The sequence below is a fragment of the Salinimicrobium soli genome (assembly GCF_048323655.1).
Lineage (GTDB): Bacteria > Bacteroidota > Bacteroidia > Flavobacteriales > Flavobacteriaceae > Salinimicrobium > Salinimicrobium soli.
Genome location: NZ_JBLUWW010000002.1, coordinates 491,671 through 514,135 on the forward strand (window position 1 = coordinate 491,671; position 22,465 = coordinate 514,135).

Annotated in this window: 22 protein-coding genes and 1 tRNA gene; 11 read left to right on the forward strand and 12 right to left on the reverse strand. The window is 42.9% G+C overall.

The annotated features are described in order from the left end of the window. The first annotated feature begins 1 nt into the window (after position 1). Together ACNORC_RS07680 and ACNORC_RS07685 are read left to right on the forward strand one after the other, a co-directional pair. Positions 2-1,063: a hypothetical protein gene (locus ACNORC_RS07680; protein ID WP_418335038.1), complete on the forward strand. Its 1,062-nt coding sequence runs from the start codon at positions 2-4 to the stop codon at positions 1,061-1,063. Beyond that, complete coding sequence (locus ACNORC_RS07685; protein WP_418335039.1) at positions 1,057-2,496, forward strand: glycosyltransferase family 2 protein; 1,440 nt, start codon at positions 1,057-1,059, stop codon at positions 2,494-2,496. The genes ACNORC_RS07680 and ACNORC_RS07685 overlap by 7 nt, the downstream gene beginning before the upstream one ends. Here ACNORC_RS07685 and ACNORC_RS07690 read toward each other — a convergent pair. Next, the gene (locus ACNORC_RS07690; protein WP_418335040.1) at positions 2,493-3,728 is read right to left on the reverse strand and encodes a YaiO family outer membrane beta-barrel protein; all 1,236 of its coding nucleotides are present in this window, start codon (positions 3,726-3,728) and stop codon (positions 2,493-2,495) included. The genes ACNORC_RS07685 and ACNORC_RS07690 overlap by 4 nt on opposite strands. Before the next feature lie 401 nt (positions 3,729-4,129). Next, positions 4,130-4,203, reverse strand: a tRNA-Pro gene (locus ACNORC_RS07695). A gap of 330 nt (positions 4,204-4,533) precedes the next feature. On the opposite strand from ACNORC_RS07695, the gene ACNORC_RS07700 reads away from it, so the two are divergent. The 6 genes from ACNORC_RS07700 to ACNORC_RS07725 all read left to right on the forward strand — a co-directional run bounded on the left by ACNORC_RS07700 (position 4,534) and on the right by ACNORC_RS07725 (position 10,951). Next, on the forward strand, positions 4,534-5,409 hold the full coding sequence (locus tag ACNORC_RS07700; protein WP_418335041.1) for a DUF808 domain-containing protein: 876 nt from the start codon (positions 4,534-4,536) through the stop codon (positions 5,407-5,409). 119 nt (positions 5,410-5,528) lie between these two features. Then, positions 5,529-7,460: an ATP-binding protein gene (locus ACNORC_RS07705; RefSeq protein WP_418335042.1), complete on the forward strand. Its 1,932-nt coding sequence runs from the start codon at positions 5,529-5,531 to the stop codon at positions 7,458-7,460. 117 nt (positions 7,461-7,577) lie between these two features. After that, on the forward strand, positions 7,578-8,213 hold the full coding sequence (locus tag ACNORC_RS07710) for an SRPBCC family protein (RefSeq protein ID WP_418335043.1): 636 nt from the start codon (positions 7,578-7,580) through the stop codon (positions 8,211-8,213). Positions 8,214-8,408: 195 nt separating this feature from the next. Further along, positions 8,409-9,212, forward strand: coding sequence for an SDR family NAD(P)-dependent oxidoreductase (locus tag ACNORC_RS07715; RefSeq protein ID WP_418335044.1), 804 nt, complete (start codon positions 8,409-8,411; stop codon positions 9,210-9,212). A 15-nt stretch (positions 9,213-9,227) separates the two neighbouring features. Beyond that, complete coding sequence (locus tag ACNORC_RS07720; RefSeq protein WP_418335045.1) at positions 9,228-9,956, forward strand: CPBP family intramembrane glutamic endopeptidase; 729 nt, start codon at positions 9,228-9,230, stop codon at positions 9,954-9,956. Positions 9,957-9,961: 5 nt separating this feature from the next. After that, entirely contained in the window at positions 9,962-10,951 is a 990-nt protein-coding gene (locus ACNORC_RS07725; RefSeq protein WP_418335046.1) for an SDR family NAD(P)-dependent oxidoreductase, read from the forward strand. On the opposite strand, the gene ACNORC_RS07730 is transcribed toward ACNORC_RS07725, so the two are convergent. The 5 genes from ACNORC_RS07730 to ACNORC_RS07750 all read right to left on the reverse strand — a co-directional run bounded on the left by ACNORC_RS07730 (position 10,940) and on the right by ACNORC_RS07750 (position 16,096). Then, positions 10,940-11,902 carry an NAD-dependent epimerase/dehydratase family protein gene (locus ACNORC_RS07730; RefSeq protein WP_418335047.1) on the reverse strand — a complete coding sequence of 321 codons (963 nt, stop codon included), beginning with the start codon at positions 11,900-11,902 and terminating at the stop codon, positions 10,940-10,942. The genes ACNORC_RS07725 and ACNORC_RS07730 overlap by 12 nt on opposite strands. 74 nt (positions 11,903-11,976) lie before the next feature. Continuing rightward, positions 11,977-14,652: an alpha-L-rhamnosidase-related protein gene (locus tag ACNORC_RS07735; RefSeq protein WP_418335048.1), complete on the reverse strand. Its 2,676-nt coding sequence runs from the start codon at positions 14,650-14,652 to the stop codon at positions 11,977-11,979. A 158-nt stretch (positions 14,653-14,810) separates the two neighbouring features. Beyond that, a complete protein-coding gene (locus ACNORC_RS07740; protein WP_418335049.1) occupies positions 14,811-15,176 on the reverse strand; it encodes a hypothetical protein in 366 nt (121 codons plus the stop codon). Between the two features lie 162 nt (positions 15,177-15,338). Continuing rightward, the gene (locus tag ACNORC_RS07745) at positions 15,339-15,881 is read right to left on the reverse strand and encodes a hypothetical protein (RefSeq protein ID WP_418335050.1); all 543 of its coding nucleotides are present in this window, start codon (positions 15,879-15,881) and stop codon (positions 15,339-15,341) included. Positions 15,882-15,925: 44 nt separating this feature from the next. Beyond that, the gene (locus tag ACNORC_RS07750; protein ID WP_418335051.1) at positions 15,926-16,096 is read right to left on the reverse strand and encodes a DUF1059 domain-containing protein; all 171 of its coding nucleotides are present in this window, start codon (positions 16,094-16,096) and stop codon (positions 15,926-15,928) included. A gap of 167 nt (positions 16,097-16,263) precedes the next feature. Here ACNORC_RS07750 and trhA point away from each other — a divergent pair, with 167 nt between their 5' ends. Genes trhA through ACNORC_RS07765 form a run of 3 tightly spaced genes read left to right on the forward strand, consistent with a single transcriptional unit; the run spans position 16,264 to position 17,578 of the window. Next, entirely contained in the window at positions 16,264-16,896 is a 633-nt protein-coding gene (gene trhA / locus ACNORC_RS07755; RefSeq protein WP_418335052.1) for a PAQR family membrane homeostasis protein TrhA, read from the forward strand. 31 nt (positions 16,897-16,927) lie between these two features. After that, positions 16,928-17,305, forward strand: coding sequence for a rhodanese-like domain-containing protein (locus tag ACNORC_RS07760; protein ID WP_418335053.1), 378 nt, complete (start codon positions 16,928-16,930; stop codon positions 17,303-17,305). Between the two features lie 3 nt (positions 17,306-17,308). After that, positions 17,309-17,578, forward strand: a complete 270-nt coding sequence (locus ACNORC_RS07765) for a DUF202 domain-containing protein (RefSeq protein ID WP_418335054.1) — start codon at positions 17,309-17,311, stop codon at positions 17,576-17,578. A gap of 3 nt (positions 17,579-17,581) precedes the next feature. On the opposite strand, the gene ACNORC_RS07770 is transcribed toward ACNORC_RS07765, so the two are convergent. The 5 genes from ACNORC_RS07770 to ACNORC_RS07790 form a co-directional block, all read right to left on the reverse strand. Beyond that, positions 17,582-18,322: a PepSY domain-containing protein gene (locus ACNORC_RS07770; RefSeq protein WP_418335386.1), complete on the reverse strand. Its 741-nt coding sequence runs from the start codon at positions 18,320-18,322 to the stop codon at positions 17,582-17,584. Between the two features lie 75 nt (positions 18,323-18,397). After that, positions 18,398-19,924, reverse strand: coding sequence for an L-aspartate oxidase (gene nadB / locus ACNORC_RS07775; RefSeq protein ID WP_418335055.1), 1,527 nt, complete (start codon positions 19,922-19,924; stop codon positions 18,398-18,400). 3 nt (positions 19,925-19,927) lie between these two features. After that, positions 19,928-20,875: a quinolinate synthase NadA gene (gene nadA / locus ACNORC_RS07780; RefSeq protein ID WP_503473626.1), complete on the reverse strand. Its 948-nt coding sequence runs from the start codon at positions 20,873-20,875 to the stop codon at positions 19,928-19,930. Positions 20,876-20,903: 28 nt separating this feature from the next. Then, positions 20,904-21,338, reverse strand: coding sequence for an RrF2 family transcriptional regulator (locus ACNORC_RS07785; protein WP_418335056.1), 435 nt, complete (start codon positions 21,336-21,338; stop codon positions 20,904-20,906). Between the two features lie 233 nt (positions 21,339-21,571). After that, complete coding sequence (locus ACNORC_RS07790) at positions 21,572-22,441, reverse strand: NmrA/HSCARG family protein (RefSeq protein ID WP_418335057.1); 870 nt, start codon at positions 22,439-22,441, stop codon at positions 21,572-21,574. Between the last annotated feature and the right edge of the window lie 24 nt (positions 22,442-22,465).

Here is a 22,465-nt window from a genome sequence, read left to right on the forward strand (position 1 = left end):
TATGACAAACAATCTCTTAATAGTGGTCATTCAGGTCCTTGCCATTATCCTGGTGATACTGTGGGGGATAATTGGTATTAGTCTAATTTACAGAAAGAAGAGGACGAGGGAGCGGCAAAATATTGAAGAGGTTTTTGCGAAGCTTACCTCAGAATATCTTTATCCTATTAAGAAGGAGGATGACGATCTCATAAGAATTATTAGAGCCTTTAGGAAAGCGGGCATAACTCCGTCCCATAAAAAGAATGTCCAATTTCTTATTGATCTTATGATAAGAGCGCAGAGGACCATCTTGGGAGAGAATTACACCAAGCTGGAAAATCTTTTTAAACAAATACCACCTTATGGCGCATCGGCTGAAAAATTGAAAAGTAAAAAGTGGTACAGGAAGGCCAGAGGAATTCGCGAGGCTTATGAAATGAATCAGGGGCAATATATTCAGGAGATCCTAAAACACCGAAACGATAAAAATATTTATGTGAGGCGCGAAGCCCAAATCGCCATGGTTGTCTTTTTGGGATGGGATAGTCTCCGCTTTCTGCCTTACCTCAAAAAAGAGATGATGCTTTGGCAACAAATAAAGGTCGTTGAAAAGCTTTTTGATCTTCATCCTGTTCCTAATCTTGAGATTTTGAGAAAATCCTATAATACTCAAAAGCCATATGCCCAGAAATTGATCATGCGAATAATCAGGCGGTTCGGTCTGGATAGTGAAGTGGATTTTATCATTCAATTTTTAGATCATGAAGACTTTGAATTAAGGGAAGTAGCCATTTATTGTATTTCTTCTTTCGTACCTGACCATGAAAGGAGAAAAAGACTTGAAGAGAAATTCTTTTCAATTGAAAATGAGCAACAACAAATACAGGTGATAAAATACCTGGAAAGAACTTCGCTGGAAGCAAGTCTCGATTTTTTTAAAGATGTTCTTAGTAAAGGCAGTGATAACCTCCAGTTGTCAGCGGCAGAAATTCTCTGGAATCACGGGTTCAAAAAGGATATTGAACACTATTATTTCGGACAGTACCAAACCGAACCCAAAGACACGCAACTTCAATGGTAGATCGATATTTTCTATATGACGTTTATAGTAATGTGAGCTGGTTCTTTCTGGTCTATGGTGCCTGCCTTATCACGTTCTACTTTTTAGGAGTGATACTTTCTGACAGGGCCGTAAGAAGAAATAAAAGAAAAGCCCGATTCCTGCAGGTAAACGATATTGTTAGCGCCACAGATATTCCCTCGGTAACCCTTGTTGCTCCTGCCTACAATGAAGGTCTCACCATAGTAGAGAATGTAAGATCCTTGCTTTCGATACAATATCCATTCTATAAACTGATCCTGGTTAATGACGGAAGTACAGATGATTCCATGGAACAACTGATAAGGGCATTTGATCTTGAACCCTTTGATGCCACTTTCATAACTCAGCCTATAACAACAGCCACGGTGAATTATATTTATAAAAGCCGGGACAGAAAGTACAGGCACCTTACGGTGATCGACAAAAATAATGGAGGACGGGCTGATGCCCTTAATGCCGGAATAAATTTTGCCGGCACCGAACTGGTCCTGTGTACCGATGCCGATTGTATCATTGAACAGGATGCCATAATAAAAATGGTAAGACCTTATCTGGAAGAAAGCGAAAAAGAGATCATCGCCTGTGGGGGCGGAATTGGAATAGCTAACGATTCTATCATCAAAAATGGAATTCTAAAAAAACTTAAAGTTCCAAAGGATTTTATCCCCAACGTACAGGTCGTAGAATATATCCGTGCGTTTCTGATCGGCCGCATGGGCTGGGGGGAGATTAATGGCCTTATGCTGGTTTCCGGAGCATTTGGACTCTATCCCAGGACCCGCGTGATCCAGGTTGGTGGATTCAATACTAAAACAGTTGGAGAAGACCTGGAACTGTGTATCCGGTTGCGCGTGCTTATGGAAAAACTCAGGAAACCTTATAAAGTTGTCTACGTGCCTGAGACTCTTTGCTGGACAGAAGCCCCTCCAGATTATAAGATCCTGATAAAACAGCGAGACCGATGGGCCAGAGGTCTATGGGAGACATTGAAGTTACACAGGTACCTTTTCTTCAATCCGAAGTATCGCAGTATGGGAATGCTGTTTTTTCCTTACTGGTGTTTTTTTGAATTTGGTGCTCCTATCGTAGAATTCCTTGGACTTATATGTATCTTTTTTTTCGGATACTTCGGATTTATTGCCTGGGAAAATGCAATTCTCCTGTTTAGTATTGTGTATCTGCTGGGATGTATATTTTCAACGGTCTCGGTCTTTTTTTACATTAAGAGCTTCAGGCATTATTCTTCTGCGAGGCAAGTAGCCGAACTGCTCCTTGCTTCCTATCTCGAACCTTTCCTGTTCCATCCTATAATGGTTTTCGGTCAACTCAAAGGTTATTACAAAAAGCTATTCGGGATAAAATCGGGCTGGGGTACCATGACCCGAAAAGGTTTTACCACTTCAGAGGCCTAAAACCGGTATCGATATCCTACACTGCCAATGAATTGGGTTCCTGTTCTGGAGGAAGTAATATCCTCATATAACATTCCCGCAGAGGCTTTAAAAACATGGTGAATGCCAAAGGCTTTATTGAGCCCTATATTTCCATACCAGGCTTCAAGGGAAGGATTTTCCTCAACTTGCTTTACCAGTACAAGTTCATCCGGAGAAATTCCTTTTCCTAATCTGGTAAAGAAATAATTATCTGCACCAGAGAAGTAATATCGCGTGTTGAACTGGTAATTCTGAACCAGTTTTTCTTTTCTTTCAGGTCCTATAAAACTCCGGAGATTAAAATAAAACTTCCCGGTGTAAGCGGTAAGTCCGGCAACGGCTGAAAAATAGGATCTCTCACCATAATTAAGGACTCTTGCACCGGCTTCAGCTTCAAAGTTTTTGGCGAAGCTGTAAAAAAGCGAAGCGCTTCCGCGGAAGTCAGGAAAAAAACTGTTGTCAGACAATCCGATATTCACAAAAGAATAGAAATGATCATTGAAAACAGGATATGCCTCCATTTCAAAAAGAGTTCCATTGTCGTAGCCTCTGTCAGTGTAATTAACTCTGCCTAATACCGCTGTTCTTTTAAAATTGTGCTGGTATTCTGTACTTATGCTGTGCCAGGGATCCTGCCGTGAGTATTCCTTACTGAAACTAACCACCTGATAACTCACCCCAATTTCGTCGGTGACAGTTTGTTTGAGGATTAGTTGTAATGCATACCGGTCTTTCCCGGAAATATCCTCTCTCCCCGAAAGTTCATTGGCCGCTTTTCTCGCAGCTCCTGCATTACCGGTTTCTAAAAGAAGCTCGGCTTCCCGTACTTTAAGAGTGACATCTGAGGGATATATCTGAAGCAGTTCTTTAGTAAAAGCCAGGGCTTCTTCTGAGCTGGCGAACCTTCCAATCCTTTGAAGTGCCAGGGGTTTGACATCCACATAAGACGGAGCAGTCTCTAGCAGGTAGTCCAGATCTTTATCGGCGGCTGTCCACATATTTAAAGCCCACTGGTTACGTATTTGTAAAATTCGGATATCGTGATATTCCGGTGCCAGTTCCAGACCTTGCCGGGTCAATTTTAAAGACTCTTCAAAATGGCTTTTTTGGTATGCCTCCAGTGCCTCCATGTATAGAAGGTCGGGATCTTCCTGTGACCAAAGGGCGCTGGTGAATAAAATAGAAACTAAAAGGAGGGCAATTCTGCTCATAGGTCAATAAAATTACGGGCCAAAAGTAATTGTTTTGCGGCACTAATTTTAAAGCACGCAAAATAATCTGCTCGAAAATGTTGAGGCTTAGATCTAAGCAGCTACTTCCTAAGAATTATGTGATTTTCGACCCGCCAAACTCTTGCTCCCTTACCGGAATTTCATTTTTTTTAGCATGAAACAAAAGTTTTCAAGGAGAGAAAGAACGGTTCAAAGATCTTCTAGGATAGCTAAATAATGTGTTGTTCATGTGGATAAAAGCTGAAATTTGAGAAAATGTCTCTAAGCTTTTGAAAGACTACTACATGGAAGAAATGGGGAAATGGAGAGTGTACTATTGAATTTTTCAGGATGAACTGGAAAAAACAAAAAAAGTGATGCTTTTGCATCACTTTTTTTTGTCGGGATGACAGGATTTGAACCTGCGACCCTACGCCCCCCAGACGTATACGCTACCGGACTGCGCCACATCCCGAATTAATTAATTGCTCAAGTATTTATTTCAAGACCAAAGCTCAAAAGAGTTATTCTATCATATGGTGCAGCCCGTCCTGAGCGAAGACGAAGGGCTACATCCCGAATTCAATTGCAAATTAAGTAGCTTCCTGAGAATTTTCAAAGAAAACATTTATTTAATTGAGCTGTTTTTTCCGGCTATAAATTCAGTTCAGGCTATTTCTACTGAGGCAGAGACAAAAAGGGTCTTAAAAATGGCTTTTTTGGATATCAACAATTTGTTCTGGATAATTCTCTTCTAAAACTGAAGTGAAATACTCTTATCTTGGTCAGCAAAACCAACTCAATTATGGCCTCAGGAATTTTTGCATTGCTCGATGATATTGCTACTTTAATGGATGACGTAGCGATGATGACCAAAGTCGCCGGGAAGAAAACGGCCGGCATCCTGGGTGATGATCTGGCAGTGAATGCAGAGAAGGCTTCCGGATTTATGTCTGACCGGGAATTACCCGTGTTATGGGCAATTACTAAAGGTTCTTTTTTGAATAAAGTAATTATTCTTCCTGTAGCCTTCCTTCTTAGTGCTTTTATTCCTGCTGCTGTTACTGTTATCCTAATTCTGGGTGGGCTTTATCTTGCTTATGAAGGAGCTGAAAAAATTTATGAGTACTTTTTTCCTCATGCTCCTCATGAAAATAAACCAAAGTTGGAAAAGCTTTCAAAAGAACAAATTTTGACAAGGGAAAAGGAAAAGATCAAGTCAGCCATCCTTACAGATTTTATTCTTTCCGTTGAGATCATTATCATCGCTTTGGGCACGGTGGGAAATGAATCTCTCACTACACAGATCCTGGTTGTCACCATAATTGCCCTGCTGGCTACTGTGGGAGTCTACGGAATAGTTGCTGTGATTATAAGAATGGATGAGTATGGTGCTAAACTGATAGATCTAAATGAAAGAGAAGACAGTATTTCTGATAAGATCGGTAAATTCCTGGTCAATGCGCTGCCCAAGGTTATCAAGAGCCTGTCGGTAATAGGAACTATTGCTTTGCTACTGGTTTCAGGAGGTATCTTTGTCCATAACATTCATTTTCTGCACGGACTGTTTCCAAGTCTGCCGGGCATACTGGTGGAATTTTGTTTAGGCCTTATAGTCGGAGCTCTAGTATTGCTGGTCATTAATGCAGGGAAAAAAGTTTGGGAGAAGATCAGGAAGTAGATCAAATTTTTTTCAAAAATGAATTAAATCTCCTCAATATTTTTTCATAATTTAATACTGTTCTTAATTCATCTTAAGGTTTCCTCTGCTGTTTCAGCTGATTTTGTTAAATTCGTGTTATGAAAATAAAGCGATCTTTAACATTTACCGGTTTGATCTTTCTGCTATTTCTTTGGGCTTGTGAAGATCGCAAAGAATCGCAGTTTCCTCTTCAAACAGAAGTACAACCCGGAACCCCGCTTTATTTTTATAACAAAGGTTTGGATACCTCTGATCTGGAAGCGAAATTAAAGCTCTATAACACAGGCCTGGATTCCATCCGTTCGATTAAAGATACCATGCTTTCTTCCCTCCTGGAAGGAAAGGTTTATGCTCTAATGGCCATGGGACAACTTGAGACGGCCTCTCCCTGGATTGATAGCCTGATCACTGTAGCCAAAATACAGAAGGATTCCTTTTTTCTGGCCAAGGGATATTACCGGAAATTCACTGTCCATAACTACAGCAACCAACCGGGAGAGGCGTATCGAAATGCGTATCTATCAAAACAGGTATACCTGCAAACCGGCGATACCTCCTGGGCAGGAAGGCGCAGTCTTGATATGGCCAATATTCAAATAGGGGTGGGAGATTATTCTGGTGCACAGGAGTCAGCTACAGAAGCTTTAGAATATCTGGACAGGGACCAGGATTCTAAATATGTCAGCTCCGCATACAATGTGATAGGGCTGGCTTATATGGAGCAGGGATTTAATGAAGAGGCAATAAGAGAATATAAGAATGCCCTGCAATATGCCACAAGAAAAGAGGATAGCCTCAGTTACCTGCATAACATGGCTCTTTCACTTCGGAATGAGAAAAAATACAAGGAGGCTTTAGAAATATTTGGTGAGATTGTAGAATCAGATGAACCCGATGTGAGCTCGGCAACCCGATTTCTGGACAACATGGCCTTCACTATGTGGCTACAGGATCCATCTGTAAAAGTAGATTCTCTTTTGTTTACCGCCCTGAACAAACGCCAGGAGATCAATGACCATTATGGTATTGAAACCAGCTATATGCATCTTACGGAATATTACTTTGACAAAGACAAGGCAAAAGCAAAAAGATATGGACAGGCCTTGTTGAAAGCTGCGAAGGATAATTCCAATCCTTCTGTTGAATTACTGGCCCTGAAAAAAATGATAGAACTGGCTCCGGCCGGCGAAAGAAAAAGCTATGTGGACCGATTCGTAAAGTTGGACGATAGTCTTGATCAGGCCCAACGGCAGGCGAAATATCAGTTCGCTAAAATAAACTTTGATGAGGAACAAAAGCAAAAACAAATCAGGCAACTGGAAGCTGTAACGATGCGGCAGGCTTTAAAAACCCAGCAGCTTGAATCCCGTACTTTGATCATTTCTCTTTTTGCAGCTTTGGGAGCAGCTATGGCAGGTATCTTTTTCTACTATTTCAAACAACGGGCAAAAAGAGAGCGCCTGCGAGAAGTATATCTCACAGAGAACAGGATCTCGAAGCGTATTCATGATGAACTTGCCAATGACATCTATAATGTCATGAATCACCTGGAAAATGTGGCTCCCCCGGCAGCAGTAGATCAATTGGAACATATCTACAACCGTACCCGCGATATATCACGTGAAAATGCCGAAATTGATACGGGAGAAAGCTTTCAGGTTTTCCTGTTGGGCATGCTGAGTACCAATACAGGGGAGGCTAAATTGATCTTGCGCGGAGAAAAAGAGGTGAACTGGGATAAAATTTCCCCAGAAAAGAAGATCGTACTCTACCGGGTTTTACAGGAATTGATGGTGAATATGAAAAAGCACAGCGGTGCACCTCTGGTAGCAGTTTCATTTGAACAGCAGCTAAAAATGCTGAGAGTTCAATACTCCGATACCGGAAAAGGAACTACAGCACAACAGCTAAATTCCGGAAATGGATTGAAGAATTTGGTGAACAGGCTCCGCACCGTGGATGGAATTATTGATTTTACCACTAAACCAGGCAGAGGCTTAAAAGCCGAAATTCGCCTTCCCCTTAAATAGACCCTTTCCCTAGAAAACTTAAGGTGGACCCTAAAACAAATTCACCAAAAATGGGTATTGGATATTAATTCCATTATCTTCAGCTTTACCATTTTAAACAATATCAAAAACAAACTAATGCAGGACTTCAGAATCAATATCATGGCAGGACTGCTTTTTAGTTGTTCTTTATCCCTATTCGGCCAGGGCGAAATTTCAGATTGGGTTCTGGAAAAAGAGGAGGATGAAATTAAAATAAGCTACCGCAAGGTAGAGCTTCCGGGAAAGCCGGAAGTGAGAGAAATGAAAGCTGAATTTCTTGTAAAAGCCGCAATTCCGGACATATTGGAGCATTTCCGAAGTCCTGCCAAGCTTATCAAATGGCAGACTTCCACAGAGGAATGTACTATTAAGGAATTGGAACCTGAGCAATGGCGAACGTACCTCCGGTTTGATCTTCCATGGCCTTTTAGATCAAAAGACCTGGTTACCCATAATTCATTAAGAAAAGGTGCGGGTACTGCCACTATTACAGCCAGAAGTACACCCAACGCGCTGCCCCAAAAAAATAAAACTGATCGCATTTTAAGCCTTGAATGCCAATGGTCATTTAGGTCTGCGGGAGAGGAAGGAACTAAAGTGATCTATACCAGTATCAGTTACGATGAACCTGAATTTCCAAGATTTATTGCAGATCCGGTCGTTCAACGCAGGATCCTTAAAAACTTTGGCCTGCTAAGGGAAAATGCAGAAAAGGAAGCAGTTGAGGAATAAATAAAATTCCTTCTTAAACTGTAAAAAGACAGAATTTTTCCACAAAAAGTAATTTTGAATTATATAAATATTAACTTATTGGCTGGAAAGGAAGTATTTCTTCCCCTTTCAAAGGCTGATTGTTAACCGGAGTCTGGAATGCTATTGGAGCTTACTGCGGGGGGTATATTATTACGAACGGAAAAACAATAATACATGAATTCGTATCACAACTTGACCGTTATTACCGGGGCAAGCCAGGGTTTGGGGAATGCTTTTGCAAAGACCTGTGCCGCAGAAGGCCGGGATTTGGTCCTTATCTCCCTTCCTAATGAAGGACTACCGGAAACGGCCCGCGAGATTGAAGAAAATTTTGGAGTGCAGGTGAAGTGCTTTGAAACAGACCTTACCAGGATGGCTAATATTAAGGCGCTGGTAAAGGAGTTGTCCTCCTTCAGGATCAATATGCTAATTAACAATGCGGGTCTTGGTGGAACAAAAAAGTTTCAGGACGCCTCAGCAGATTATATTGAGAACATCATTCTGTTGAATATTCGTTGTCTGGTGATGATGACCCATCAATTGCTGCCGTTCTTTGACAAAGATCAGCAAACCTATATTCTGAACATTGCAAGCCTGGCGGCCTTTTCCCCAATGCCCTACAAAACCGTTTATCCTGCTAGCAAGGCTTTCGTAATGTCTTTTTCAAGGGGCCTTTACGGAGAGTTGAAAGATACCAATATTCATGTGGCAGTATCCTGCCCCGGAGGTCTTGCCACAAATTCTGAAGTAGCAAACCGGATAAGTACCCATAACAGCTTTGTTAAGAAGTCTATCCTTACCCCGCAGGAGGTTGCTGAAAAGAGTTACCGGCAGTTGCTGAAGAAAAAATACCTGATCATCCCCGGCAGGATCAATCATTTAAGTTCCCTGTTGCAGCGCATTGTTCCGGTAAGGTTTCAGTTAGGTATAATTGCCAATAACCTTCAAAAGGAGATCCTTACATATCCCTCCGTATAATAAAATATTATTTCAATGGATCTTAGTTTTAAAGCAGAAGACCTGCAGGTTTTTATACCTGTTGTGATTGGCCTCCTCAGTTTTCTGATCTTCTGGTTCGCCCAGCAGTCCAATGGGCTTCGCAAGAGATTTATATTAAAATATGGAGAGGAGAAGGGGAGTGCTCGCTTCATTTTGTATACCCGCTATCTCGGCGGAATAACTATGGGTTTGTTACCGGCAGCAGTTTATTTAATACTGCTTCCTTCTTCAAACCTGGAAGATCTTGGCCTTTTACTAAAAAGTTCGGCCGCTGTTCCGGTGGCGGTTTTCGCTTTCGGAATGATACTGATCCTTTTTCCGTTGGTTTACATGAATGCCAAAAAACCGAAAAATCTGCTGGTCTATCCCCAAATACGGAGTTCTGAATGGGACCGGAAGCTAGTGGGAAATAACCTGTTGTCCTGGGCAGTTTACCTCCTGGGTTATGAAATGCTCTTTAGAGGAGTACTTTTATTTCCACTGGTTGCTGCTTTTGGAGTATGGCCGGCCATTGCGATCAATATCGGGTTGTATTCGGCAACACATATCCCCAAAGGTTCCACAGAGACCTTTGGCGCTTTTCCTTTTTCTGTCGTTTTATGCCTTATTTGTCTTTATACCGGAAATTTCTGGGTGGCTTTCATCGCTCATTTGACCATGGCCTGGACCAATGCGTGGTTTTCCCTGAAGCACAATCCCCAAATGAAAATCATTAAAACCTAAATCTCATGAAGATCTTTGTCACCGGGGGAACGGGCAGTATCGGTGCCCACCTAGTTAAAATGCTTTCAGCCCGTGGTTATACTGTGCATGCGCTGGTAAGGTCTATGGAAAAGGCGGCACATATAAATTTCCCCAACGTAATCCCCTTTTTGGGAGATATTACAGACAAAGCTTCGATAGATAGAGCCTTGGCCGGCTGTGAACAGGTCTATCATCTTTCGGCATATGCTAAAGTTTGGGCGAAGGATTCCGGCACTTTTTACAAAGTGAACGTGAAAGGCACGGTAAACGTATTACAGGCTGCTCTTGAGCAGCAGGTGAAAAAGGTGGTGGTGACCAGTACGGCAGGTGTGTTGGGTCCTTCGATAAATGGAGTAATAACCGAAGAAAAGATCCGGGATGTAGATTTTTTCAATGAGTATGAAGGTTCCAAAGCCATGGCAGAATCACGCATCAAGGACTTTGTTACCACGTTTGACATGAATGTAGTGATCGTCTCACCAACCCGGGTTTATGGTCCTTTTATCTTCGGAATGCCTTCCTCTACGACCTTACTGGTAGATAAATATGTTAATCACAACTGGTGGATCTACCCCGGTGATTCTAAAAAACTTGGTAACTATATCTACATTGAAGATGCTGCACTCGGCCATATTCTGGCCATGGAAAAAGGCCGGAAAGGTCATACTTACCTCCTTGGAGGTGAAAATCATGATTACGTTTCATTTTTTGAGATCATGGGTGAAGTTTCGGGAGTGAAACGTAAAATGCGCAAGATCCCGGTGTGGGTGCAACGCACGTATGCGCATGTGATCCTCAAAAGGGCCGAATGGTTCAATAAAGAGCCTATGGTGACGCCCAAATGGGTGCCAAAAGGAGAATTTGATTGGGAAGTTTCTGTAGATAAAGCAATTAAAGAGCTTGGTCTGCCTGTAACTCCATTAGAAGAAGGACTTGCCAGGACGGTAGATTACGTGAGAAATTTATCCCGCTAATCCGGAATTTTTCATTTTTGTGAGGTAGGCCAGGGAATCAATGATAGCGGCATCTGTGTTTTGAAAATCAATTTGGAGTTCCTCTTTAGATTTCTGGTTTTCGTAGTAGTTATTCATGCTAAGGGAATGCATATTGACCGAATTAATGTCAGTGCGAAATCCCATTTTTAAAAGCAGATCACCGGCATAACCTCCCAGCAGCAACAAACTTTTTGGTACTTCTATGAGCATCGACTGCTGATTCGTAAGGGCGGTAAGCCTTTCGAAAAATTGGCGGTATTTTAAATTTTCTCCTGCCAGCACATATCTTTCTCCATTTATTCCGTGCTCCAGGCAGGAAATAAGACCTTTGGCAACATCTCTAACATGCACAAAATTCTTTCCGCCGGGAGGGTGGAAGATGAATTTCCTGTCCATTCCCATCAATATAATTTTTCCTGAAGTGGGCTTTGAATCATAAGCCCCCAGCATAAAGGTTGGATTGGCTATTACCACTTCCAACTCTCCTTTCTTTTCCAGTAGTGCTTTTTCTGCCCCCAGTTTGCTTTGGGCATAAAAGGAGCGGGTAAACGGAAACTTCATCTCTTCGGAAGGGTCTTCGCTCACCGTATTAGCTGTGCTGACGTAAACAAGTTTCCGGATCCCGTTCTTTAAGGTGGCCTCGAGGACATTCATGGTTCCTTCTACATTGATCTTGTGGTAATGGTTGTAATCCGGAATATTTTGAGCTGTTTCGGCAGCCAGGTGGATCACAAAATCACAACCTTCCATCTTCGCATCCAATTCCTCCATAATGCTTCCCCGGATCAATTCGAGTTCCGGACTTTTTTTTCCGGAGTAATTCTGTGGGTCCCTCACCAGGCCTTTGACAACAAAGTCATTATCCAACAATTCCTCGATGAGGTTAGTTCCCAACAGACCACTTGAACCGGTGACAAAGACTTTCTTCATATTAACAATATAAGGAGTTTTGGCAAAGAAAAAACGGAAGCTTCCAAGGCTTCCGTTTTTATATTTTCAGTTCACTACTCCAGCAGGATAAGCCGCAAATAATCCAGCATCGCTTTATTGACCTTCACATTCATATTGTTGTTCCAGTCCTCAAATTTTAACTGCAGCATATTTTCCCCTTTTTGAAGCTCTACTGTAAAAGAACTTGAGTAACCCCAGTCTGACCATTCATCTTGTCCTCTCTGCGGAAAAACTACTGCGCCAACATAATCATCATTGACATACAAGCTCCTGATTGCCGCTTTGTTGTCGGTATTCCAGGGGCCACTGCCGTTGGAGTAGCGGAAGTCTACTAAATATTTCCCGGCTTTTTCTATTGTCACTGGCAAAGAGACTTCCCGGTTCTTTTCGGTGGAAATTTCGATGAAACCGCTGCCGGAATGGTTCACAAAATCTTCGGAAGACTTTCCAGTAAAGCTTTCCATTTCCAGCTGTTTGGCTGCGGAAGTGTCATAGCTCCAAATCGGCTCACTGGTAAATGATTCAAAACCATTCGGGCCTATAGCGCTCACTTTATATTCTGCAAACCCGGAAGGGGAGACGTTAACTGAATTTTCTGAAGTTTCTTCAATGACTTTCCCGTTTTTGTAGACCAGGTAGTTTTGAGCGCCTTCGATTTTATTCCAGCTGAAAATGCCATATTCAAGTTTGGCTTGTGGAGTGGGCAAAGAGAATTTATTCTCTACAAAACTAGCGTCTGCTCCTTCAAAGTCATTGTTAGCCATCTTGATATCTATCTTATGCGCTCCGGAAAGAGAGGTGTCAAAAAAGGCATTTTCAAGAGGTTTTCCGTCGAGGGTGATCTCCGCGATTTCATTTCCGTAACCCTTGACAGTGATGTCCAAAGTGGCGTCCCTGTATGGAAAATTGCTCAGGGTTTTGGTGCCGCCGTACTGCTTCGGAATTACCGGTTGGAATTTTATTCCGTTTTCTTCAAACTGCATTCCGATGAATAGCCGGTGTACCATGGCAAGATTCCCGGCCATGCTCCACAACATCCTGTTGGAGTTGATCTCGGTACCTTTGAAGTCACCGCTTTCGGCTACGAAATTCTCGTAATTACTAAGGAACAGGGCGGCCGGGCGATAGATCGCTGCCAATCCCTGGTTGAGCACTTGCTGATTTCCGGCTTTTGCAGCCGCCAGGTTCCAGTAAGACTGTACAAATGGCCAGATCCCATTATTGTGGTACGGTGGGATGCCCGGGATCTGCGGATAAATGGAAGTCACCCCAAACGGCGTAACCGGAGATTCAGAAATGATCCTTTTTGAGCGCTTTACATCAGCCACATCAAAGATGACTGCCAGAGACTCCCCAAGGGCTTCAAATCTTTCTGAAAGGTTCATGGCTTTTCTTCCGTAGAGATATTGAGCGTAGTAGCCTTTATCTTCCTGCCAAAGCTGCTTATTAATGGCATTTTTGATACTTTCTGCACGTTCAAAATATTTTTCACCCGTTTCTCCAATGGCTTCGGCCATTTTGCCGAGAACTATGTGTGCCTGGTAATGCACTACATTAGTTCCCAGGTTCTGTGATTCTAAAATATCCACGTTGTTCATCCATTTAGGATAGGTCTGCTCGCGCCAGTCCAGGAAGGAAGATTCGCCTTTGTACAGGCCGTTCTCTGTCCTGATGGTCTTGTAATCGTCTTCCAGGGTATTTTTGATGATCTCGTAGCTGTTTCGCAACCACTCTTCATCGCCGGTCACTTTATAGACTTCCCAGGCCGCGATAGCCCACACGGTCCTGTCTGAAGAAATTGGCCAGGCCCCTCCGGACCCCGTATCCTGGATAATGCGGTCGCGGTTGACCTTTTTCATCAGGCTGATCTTTGCGATCTCAGGCTCGTGATAGGCAAAGGCCAGGTAAATACTGTAGCTGATATCCCTGGTCCACACGCCGCCCCATTCGGCCCCGGTCCTCAAAGTGCTGTCCGGTTCGATGTTCTTCAGGGCTTCTTCCGTGGAAAGTTTGAAAAGCGCATCTACAATCGGTTGATCTGAAGAGTAGGAGGGTTTTTTAGAAATGTCTTCAGAAAGTTTCCAGCTTTTTTCTTCGGCTTCCGAAGCATCATAAGGATTCATGTTCAGCGTGATCTCATAGATGCCATCCCCATCGGGATCGGTCATTTCCAGTCCTTTTTCTTCCAGGTTCACAAAATCCCAGGAGAGAGGTTCAGATCCGCCGGCAATATAGAAACCTTTAAAATCCTGTTTAGCGATACGGCTGCCGTCAAAAGCCTCGTAAAAACCCTTTTTTTCGAACTCTTCCAGCACGGGGCGCATGTCTGCCCTAAAAGTGTAGTCGTGATTGGGCTTTAGTTTTTCGCCGGTATCTTCGGGGGTTTGGGCATCAGCTTTTCCGAAGACAAAGATTGGAGATTCATGTTCATTCGCTGAGATCTTAACATGATGGTCCCGGCCCGTAGGCATTTCATTGTCTTTTTCGTTGATAGTGAATTTGAAGCTGATGAGGTTAGAATAATTCGCGCTCGCCGGACTCTTGTAATTAGATCTTATCTCTTCCGTAGAAATGACCTTCGCCACATTGTCGCCCTGCACCACCTTGTCTTTGTACACGGTGAACTTATCATTCCTAAAAAGAGGTTCTTCGTTGTCTTTAGGTTCCACAGCACAGGAATTTACAGCCAGTGCTAAGATAGGAAGCAAATATAATTTATTGAATTTCATGGGATTGCTTTTGGTAGGCACACAGGTCAAAATACCTTGTTACGCCTTCCAAAAATGGCAGAAAATCCCGGAGTTTAAAAGTAAAACCGTAAAAATCTACTAAATGAGTATACCTTTCGGTGAAAGGGAGGAAATTAAAAAATTGTATGGAAAAAGTCCTACTGCATATCCACTTCTCTGTTCTGAAGAAGTTTTTCAGTAACAAAGTTGTGCTTCATGAAATAAGTACTGTGAGCAGCACCAAGGTTAAGAAAGGTTGTGAATAGCCCTGTCACAATGAACAGCAGTTGGTAAGGCATTGCTGTGAAAACTGTAGTGAAAAGTTGCAAGCTTATTCCTACAACAAATACTGTACAGAAAAATGAGAACCAAATTCCGTTATCCATTCCGGTCTTGCGGAGTAGGTATGTAGAAATTTTACTGTGTCGGCGTTGAACGCTTTCAGGACGGTAGGACAAAAGATATGCATCAAGGAATTTTGAAGCAATAATGTCGATCGAAATAAACACAAGTATCAGGTCCATTTTCCTTTTTAATTAAGATTGGGGCAACTAAAGTACACTAAATTTTTAAATCGCAATGCATTTTATCGAAAAAATGTGTATTTCATCGACAAAACCGGCTATTAGGTCCTATAAGAACTGTTATTTTAAGAAAGTATTGTGCTTATTTGGCAATACTTTTTCTCAGTAGGAGCCAAAAATGATCTTAGTTTCAGCCATTTCTGAATAGAAATTCATGTCTTTCTTCATTTTTCCGGAGTAGTCGAGCAGGATATCAAGTCCGCTCCAAAAAAGGAACCAGCCGGCAGGTTCAAAAATGATAAGAAGTAAATGAACATAAAATTTGGTGGGATCCTGGTAGGAAATATAACCTCCAATGACCATGAGTAAAATTCCGAAGCCTGCAAATTTTAATCCCTTCATTCGGAATTGTTTTCTTTCGGTAACCAATTGCTGATAGTTCTTTCTAAAGAATTCGGGGAGACGCTGGGCGATCATCTCTTCATGCCGTTCATTTCTCTCCGGGGCAGGCAGTAGCAGCTCCAGTGCGAAATTCTTTCCGGTTTCTTCGCGGCTCACCTTACGCACCTGTGATATAAAATCATCAGAAAGGGTCCTTTTGGAATAGGGCCGGGGATCAAAATCAGAAAATAGATCGTCATAAGAATCCAGCCACAGTCTAATCTTTGGTTGTTCCCTGGATTCTTTTTTGTGCAGCTTGTGCACAGCGGAGATTTTTCCGGGTGCTTTCAAAACTTGAGATTAAGAATTTACTCATCACGAATGAGTCTTCTCAATTGGGCTGCTATTTCGGGAGTGGCGTCCAGGTTATGCATTTGTTTTGCATGGATGGCGGCTTCTCCTAAAACTTCGTCTTCAGTATTCGCCCGGATAACTCCTTCACAGTCAAATCCCGTATCTCTACAGTGTAGGGTTTTCATCTTAGAGTGGATTATATGATCTATAAATCTACTTCTATTAAGATGGATTTCATATAGGGGTTTTTACTTATTTTTAATCGGCGTAAACGCTACTCATTTCGTCATGAATCGTATTTTTGGCGTGGCTTTTGAGCTCATTGGTTATGCCTAACGCAACATCTATAAAATTGTATTCACCTAAGGAAGAATTCTGGAATGTATTTTCCCACGGTTCGGGATTAGCACTTAGTATACTGGCAGTTTTTCTTTTGCTGGAAAGAGCCTGTGACTATAGCAATTTAGCGCTCACCCTGAGTTTTGGGGTGTTTGGTATTTCTCTGGTGGTGCTGTATGCCGCCTCTACCTTTTATCACAGTGCAAAAGATCCAAAGACGCGTTTCAAGCTTAAGATCTTTGACCACATCGCTATTTTTATTCTTATTGCCGGCACCTATACTCCTTTTTCAGTGGTTACCTTACAGGGTAGTACGGGCTGGACCATTCTTGGAGTGGCCTGGGGAATTGCTTTTATAGGAACCATGCTAAAGATATTTTTTACCGGCAGGTTCAAGATCCTTAGCACCTTACTCTATGTTGGAATGGGCTGGATCATCGTTTTTGCCATTAGTCCTCTGTTGCAGAATCTTTCCATGGCCGGTCTCTGGTGGTTGTTTGCCGGTGGGATGGCTTACACCCTCGGAGCAATTCTGTACAATGTGCCCCGTATAAAATACAATCACGCTATCTTCCACGTGTTTGTACTGTTAGGTAGTTTTTGCCATTTTATGAGCATTTATAATCACGTCATACCCGCAAATTAGCGGGGGGAACTAAAATTTATAATTTTAGACTATGAAAAAGATACTTCTTATAATAATTCTATTTGTTTTTACTACCACTGCTTTTGCGCAGGATACTGAAAAGTTCAGGGTTATTGAACCTGCAGAATTTAAAAAGGAGATCCAGAAAAAGGATGTACAGTTGATCGATGTACGAACTCCTGAAGAATACGCTGCAGGACATATTGAAGGAGCACACAACATCGATTTTCTCGCTGAAGGTTTTCTGAAGCATTTTGAAAATTTTGATAAGAATAAGCCTGTATATCTCTATTGCCGAAGTGGCAACAGAAGTGCTAAAGCATCTGCTCAACTCATTGAGGCAGGATTTAAAAATATTATTGACCTAAAGGGTGGTTATAAAGCCTGGCCGCCAAAAAATAAAGATTAGACTATGGCGCAAAAACAGGACCTGATCACGCGGGACTGGCTGGCGATCGATCGCACTAAAATGGCCAATGAACGCACCTTTTTGGCATATTTGCGCACCTTTATGGTCTTTCTGGGATCGGGAATTGCTATTCTAAAGGTAGAAGTGCTGGAAGATCTTGCCGGCCTCGGAATCTTTTTTATCTCCTTTGCACCTTTTCTACTGGTCTTTGGATTCGTCCGCTTCATGTATGTGAGACGGCATATCCACAAGTATTATATGGAAAAGGATTAAGTATTAGAACTTTTTAGCTTTAGACCTTTTCTTCTTTTTCTTCTTCTTATTTCCCGTCAGTTTAATTACGGTTGGAGAGGAAGTGAACCATAACAGAAATCCGCTAAAAACGGTTATAAGTCCCAACAGGGAAAAAGATCTGAGAAGCAAGGTATTAAAATCATCCCTTCCTTCGTAGTCCATGGTATGGGTCATCCACAAAAAGTCGAACCAGCGCCAATCCCGGTGCCTCAGCGTTCGGAAACTTCCATCATTAGCAGAGACGTACGCTTTTATATTTTCTGAAGTGTCATAAGAGATCACATAGGCGGGTAGGGGACCTCCCCGGTATTCGTGATGTTTCCCGGTAGTGGTGATCTTTTCGATCCCCGAAACTTCCAGATCATCTCTCATATTTCGCTTTGCAACGGCCAGAGCTTCAGCCTCTGTAAGGCCATCTTTCATTTCGCCCGTACGCGCGTTGTGCAGCATACTGTGGTTGATCCAGTAGTAAGGCTCCCCGGCAATTTCCTTCAGCTCTACAGCTTTTACTTCCATCTGGGTTGCTTCCGAAGGGCTTAAGAGTCCGGTAAAAGAAGAGTGTACAGGTTCTGTTTTGCGAAACTGGTCTCCGTGAATTTCATCTATATCGGTCCAGCTAAAGTACATGCCGCTAATGGTCCACATAAGGAACTGGATTCCTATAAAGATTCCCAGATAGCGGTGTGCTTTTCTAATTTTTAGAGCGGTTTGTCTTTTTACAATTGGCATTGCTGAAATTTAAAAGCACAAGTATACCACTTTCCGAAATAAAAAACAGACTTTAAAAACCGGGTTCAACTACATGATTCCTTGTGGGCGATTATGCCTGACTGCTGAAAAGCTTACTGCATGATCAAGTACCAGGATGGCGGTCTCTACCATGTTCCGCAGTTCGTAGAATTCGGGAGTACCGGTATTGAACGGCGGATAGTAATCCAATATTTCCTTCAGTTCTGACAGTTGCTCCAAAGCTTCCTTCTTTTCCCTTTTTTGAGAGGTATGTAAAAGGTCGTAGGTCATGATTTCATTGAGGCGCATTCTAAGACTCCGAAGGATCTCATCATCGGCTTCCTGTTCTGCACGAAAGATCTCTTTCTGTTTATGCGGAAGTGGCTCGGGAATGGAATCAATTTCGGAAACCACCGCCTTGAATGCCTGGTGAGAATAGACCAGCGCCTCGAGCAGCGAATTCGATGCCAGTCGGTTAGCTCCATGCAAGCCGGTATGCGCACATTCCCCCGAAGCATATAGATTGGTCAAAGTGGTTTTTCCGTCCAGATCCACGTCAATACCTCCACATTGATAATGGGCGGCCGGAACAATTGGGATCAGGTCTGTTTGGATGTTTATTCCAATAGAGTTGCAGTAAGAAACAATGGTAGGGAATTCCGTGCGGAATTCTTTAAAGTCCAGATGACGACAATCGAGGTAGGCACATTTCTCTCCTGAAACCTTCAATTCTGCTACTATAGCTTCAGAAACAATATCACGTGTGGCAAGTTCCCCTCGCATGTCAGACTTGAACAAGAAACGGTTCCCTTTTTCATTCACCACGTATGCGCCAAAACCGCGAACTGCTTCAGAAATAAGGAACAGCGGATATTTATCTTCTTCGTACAGGGCAGTGGGATGGAACTGTATGAAGTTCATATTGCTCACTTTTGCGCCGGCACGATGGGCCATAGCGACCCCGTCACCTGTAGCGACAGAAGGATTGGTAGTATTCTGGAAAACCATTCCGCTGCCACCGGTAGCTAAAAATGTCACTTTTGACGAGATATTTATTTGCTGGTTCTGGTGTTTGTCAAGGGCAGAGACGCCAATACAAACCTCCTCTTCATCCAGCAACAGGTCTGTCACAAAGAAATGATCATAGAATTTCAGGTTCTCATAGGCAGCAGCTTTTTTCAGCAGCTTTCTTTCCAGCTCTCTGCCGGTAAGATCTCTATGATGGACAATACGGCGCTGGCTATGGCCTCCTTCCAGTCCTAATTCGAACTCCCCTTTGAGGTTAGAGTCAAAGGAAGTACCCCATTCGATCAGTTCTACAAGGCGATCAGGAGCCTGGGAAACTACCATTTCTACGACCTCCCGGTCGTTAAGGTCTTTTCCGGCTTTCATGGTGTCAGAGACATGTTGTTCAAAACTGTCCTTTCCACGGTCCAGCACCACGGCGATCCCTCCCTGGGCATGAGTAGTGTTGCACACATCGTTGTTACTCTTGGTAAGCACCACCACCTCCAATTGGGGTTTGGCCTCAGCGATCTTCATGGCAAAAGAAAGGCCGGCTATTCCCGAGCCTATTACCAGTACATCCGTTTTCATAATCTATGATAGTTCAAGCATTCGTTCTATTGGGAGTAAGGCTTTCTCCATAAGATCTTCTTCAAGAATGATCTCGGGGCCTTCATTCTGCAGGCAGTTGTACAGCTTTTGCAGAGTATTCATTTTCATAAAAGCACATTCACTGCAGGCACAGGTATTGTCCTCCTTGGCCGGGGCAGGGATGAGTTTTTTATGAGGTACGTTTTTTTGCATCTGGTGCAGGATCCCTGCTTCTGTGGCCACAATGAAAGTATCATGTTCACTGCTTTTCACGTAGTTGAGCATTCCGGAAGTAGAGCCAACATAATTTGCCACTTTCAGCACATGAGCTTCAGATTCGGGATGGGCAATGATCATTGCAGAAGGGTTTTCCCTGTAAACTTCAAGAAGTTTGTCAAGAGAAAAGGCTTCATGAACGATGCAGGCACCGTCCCACAAGAGCATATTCCTTCCTGTCTTTTCCATCAGGTAGCGGCCCAGGTTCTTGTCAGGTGCAAAAATGATCGGCTTATCTTCAGGAATAGATTTGATCACCTTCTCTGCATTGGAGGAGGTGCATACTATGTCACTCAGGGTCTTGATCTCTGCCGAACAGTTGATGTAAGTTACCACCACATGATCGGGGTATTCCGCTTTCAGTTTTCTAAAGGCATCCGGCGGACAGCTTTCTGCCAAAGAACACCCGGCTTTAAGATCGGGTAAAAGCACTTTTTTGGAAGGGTTGAGGATCTTGGCAGTCTCTGCCATGAAATGAACCCCAGCAAAGACTATGATCTCAGCATCTGTTGTTGCAGCTTTTTTCGCAAGTTCCAGGCTATCCCCAATAAAATCGGCTATTTCCTGTATCTCGGGTTCCTGGTAATAATGTGCCAGGATCACCGCATTCTTTTCTTCCTTCAGGCGTTTGACCCTTTCCTGCAGGGCCTTCTTTTCGTCTATAGATATGCTCATTTCAGCTTTAATAACAGCAGTAATTAGATTAGACTTTTAAAAATGTGTCACCGGAGATCAATCCGGAGGTGAGATCTTTTAAACTGGTATTTTCTATTATTTCCTGCAGCTCCTGTCTTACAGGCTTGAATTTGGAGTGGAAAGGGCAGGGGTGATTTTCTGAACAATTGTGGAGTCCCAGGCTGCACCGCTTGTAAACCGTGTCGCCATCAATGGCTACCACTATCTCTGCTACTTTGATTTTATCCAGTCTCAGGGGACTAATATTGAATCCGCCGTGAGCCCCTTTTGACGATGAAACGATCCCGTTGCGGGATAATTTCTGCAGCGTTTTTGCCGTAAACGCTTCGGGGGAATCTATTTCCCGGGCTATATCCTTTAAACTGGTCCTGTTTCCTTTTTCAGATTCAGATGCTATATATATGGCTGCCCGGATGGCATATTCACATGCTTTTGAGAACATTTTTTACTTCATGTTAGTACGAAGCAAAAATAGAGACCCTTTTATCCTTTTTTTATGACCTAGGTCAGTTAGAGGTCAATGTTTTCTTACATATTGAAATTGAAAAACACAGGGAACAAGTCGGTAAGAACAAGTTTAGATTTGGATCTTTATGTCACTTCTGCTAAAGGATTGGTAACTAATAAGATGGCCTTGCATTCACAAGGCCATCATTAGTAAAAAATGTTTTCCATTTAGGCTTTGGCGGTTTTAAAATGAGTTCCAACCCAATTCCTGAAGTTGACCATATTTGGAAATTCATCTTTTCCAATGATCTCTTCTTTTGGAGCCAGAGCGTTCCCGTGATCGATCCAGGTAAACATCTTGTAGAGATCTTTACCCAGGAGGAACCTTCGCACCATCCACGGCATCATTTTGTAATTAACAGGAAGGTTCAATTCTTTTGACAAAACTTCGGCAGCTTCCTCCCCGGTCAATTCTTCAGCAGCCAGAGTAAGGGTCCTGAAAAGGTATTTTTCAGGGTGTAGAAAACATTGGGTCGCCACCCTTCCAATATCTTCAGTTGAAATGTACTGCAGCCGGGTTTCCTTTTTTACGGGTTGCACCAAACTGCCTTTCATGATCCCTCTTCTTACCTGCGGAATAAGGAAATTCTCAAAGAAAGAGACAGGTCGCAAAATAGTATAGGGCAGTTCCAGCAGTTTAATGTGTTCTTCGATCTCCAGTTTACTCTCGAAGTGTGGAATACCGGTGCGCAGGTCAGCTCCTGCTACAGATGAATAGACAAAATGCCTGATGTTATACTGGTCAGCAAGGTTGGCCAAAGTTTTTCCCTGTTCAATCTCTTTTTTAACCCCTTTTTCGAATGTCTGTACACTGTACACCCCGTGAGCATCTTCCAAATACTCACTGTAAGTACTAACATCATCCAGGTTCCCTTTCACTGGTTGCACGCCGTAGCTTTCCTGCTCTCGCGCTTTTTCAGAATCGGGATGGCGCGTGAGGGCTCTTACTTTGAATCCTTCCCTCGCCAGGTGTCGTGCTACGGCACCTCCCTGTTTCCCGGTTCCACCGGTCACGAAAATAATTTTTTCACTAGCCATGATCCTAAAATTTATATAATATCT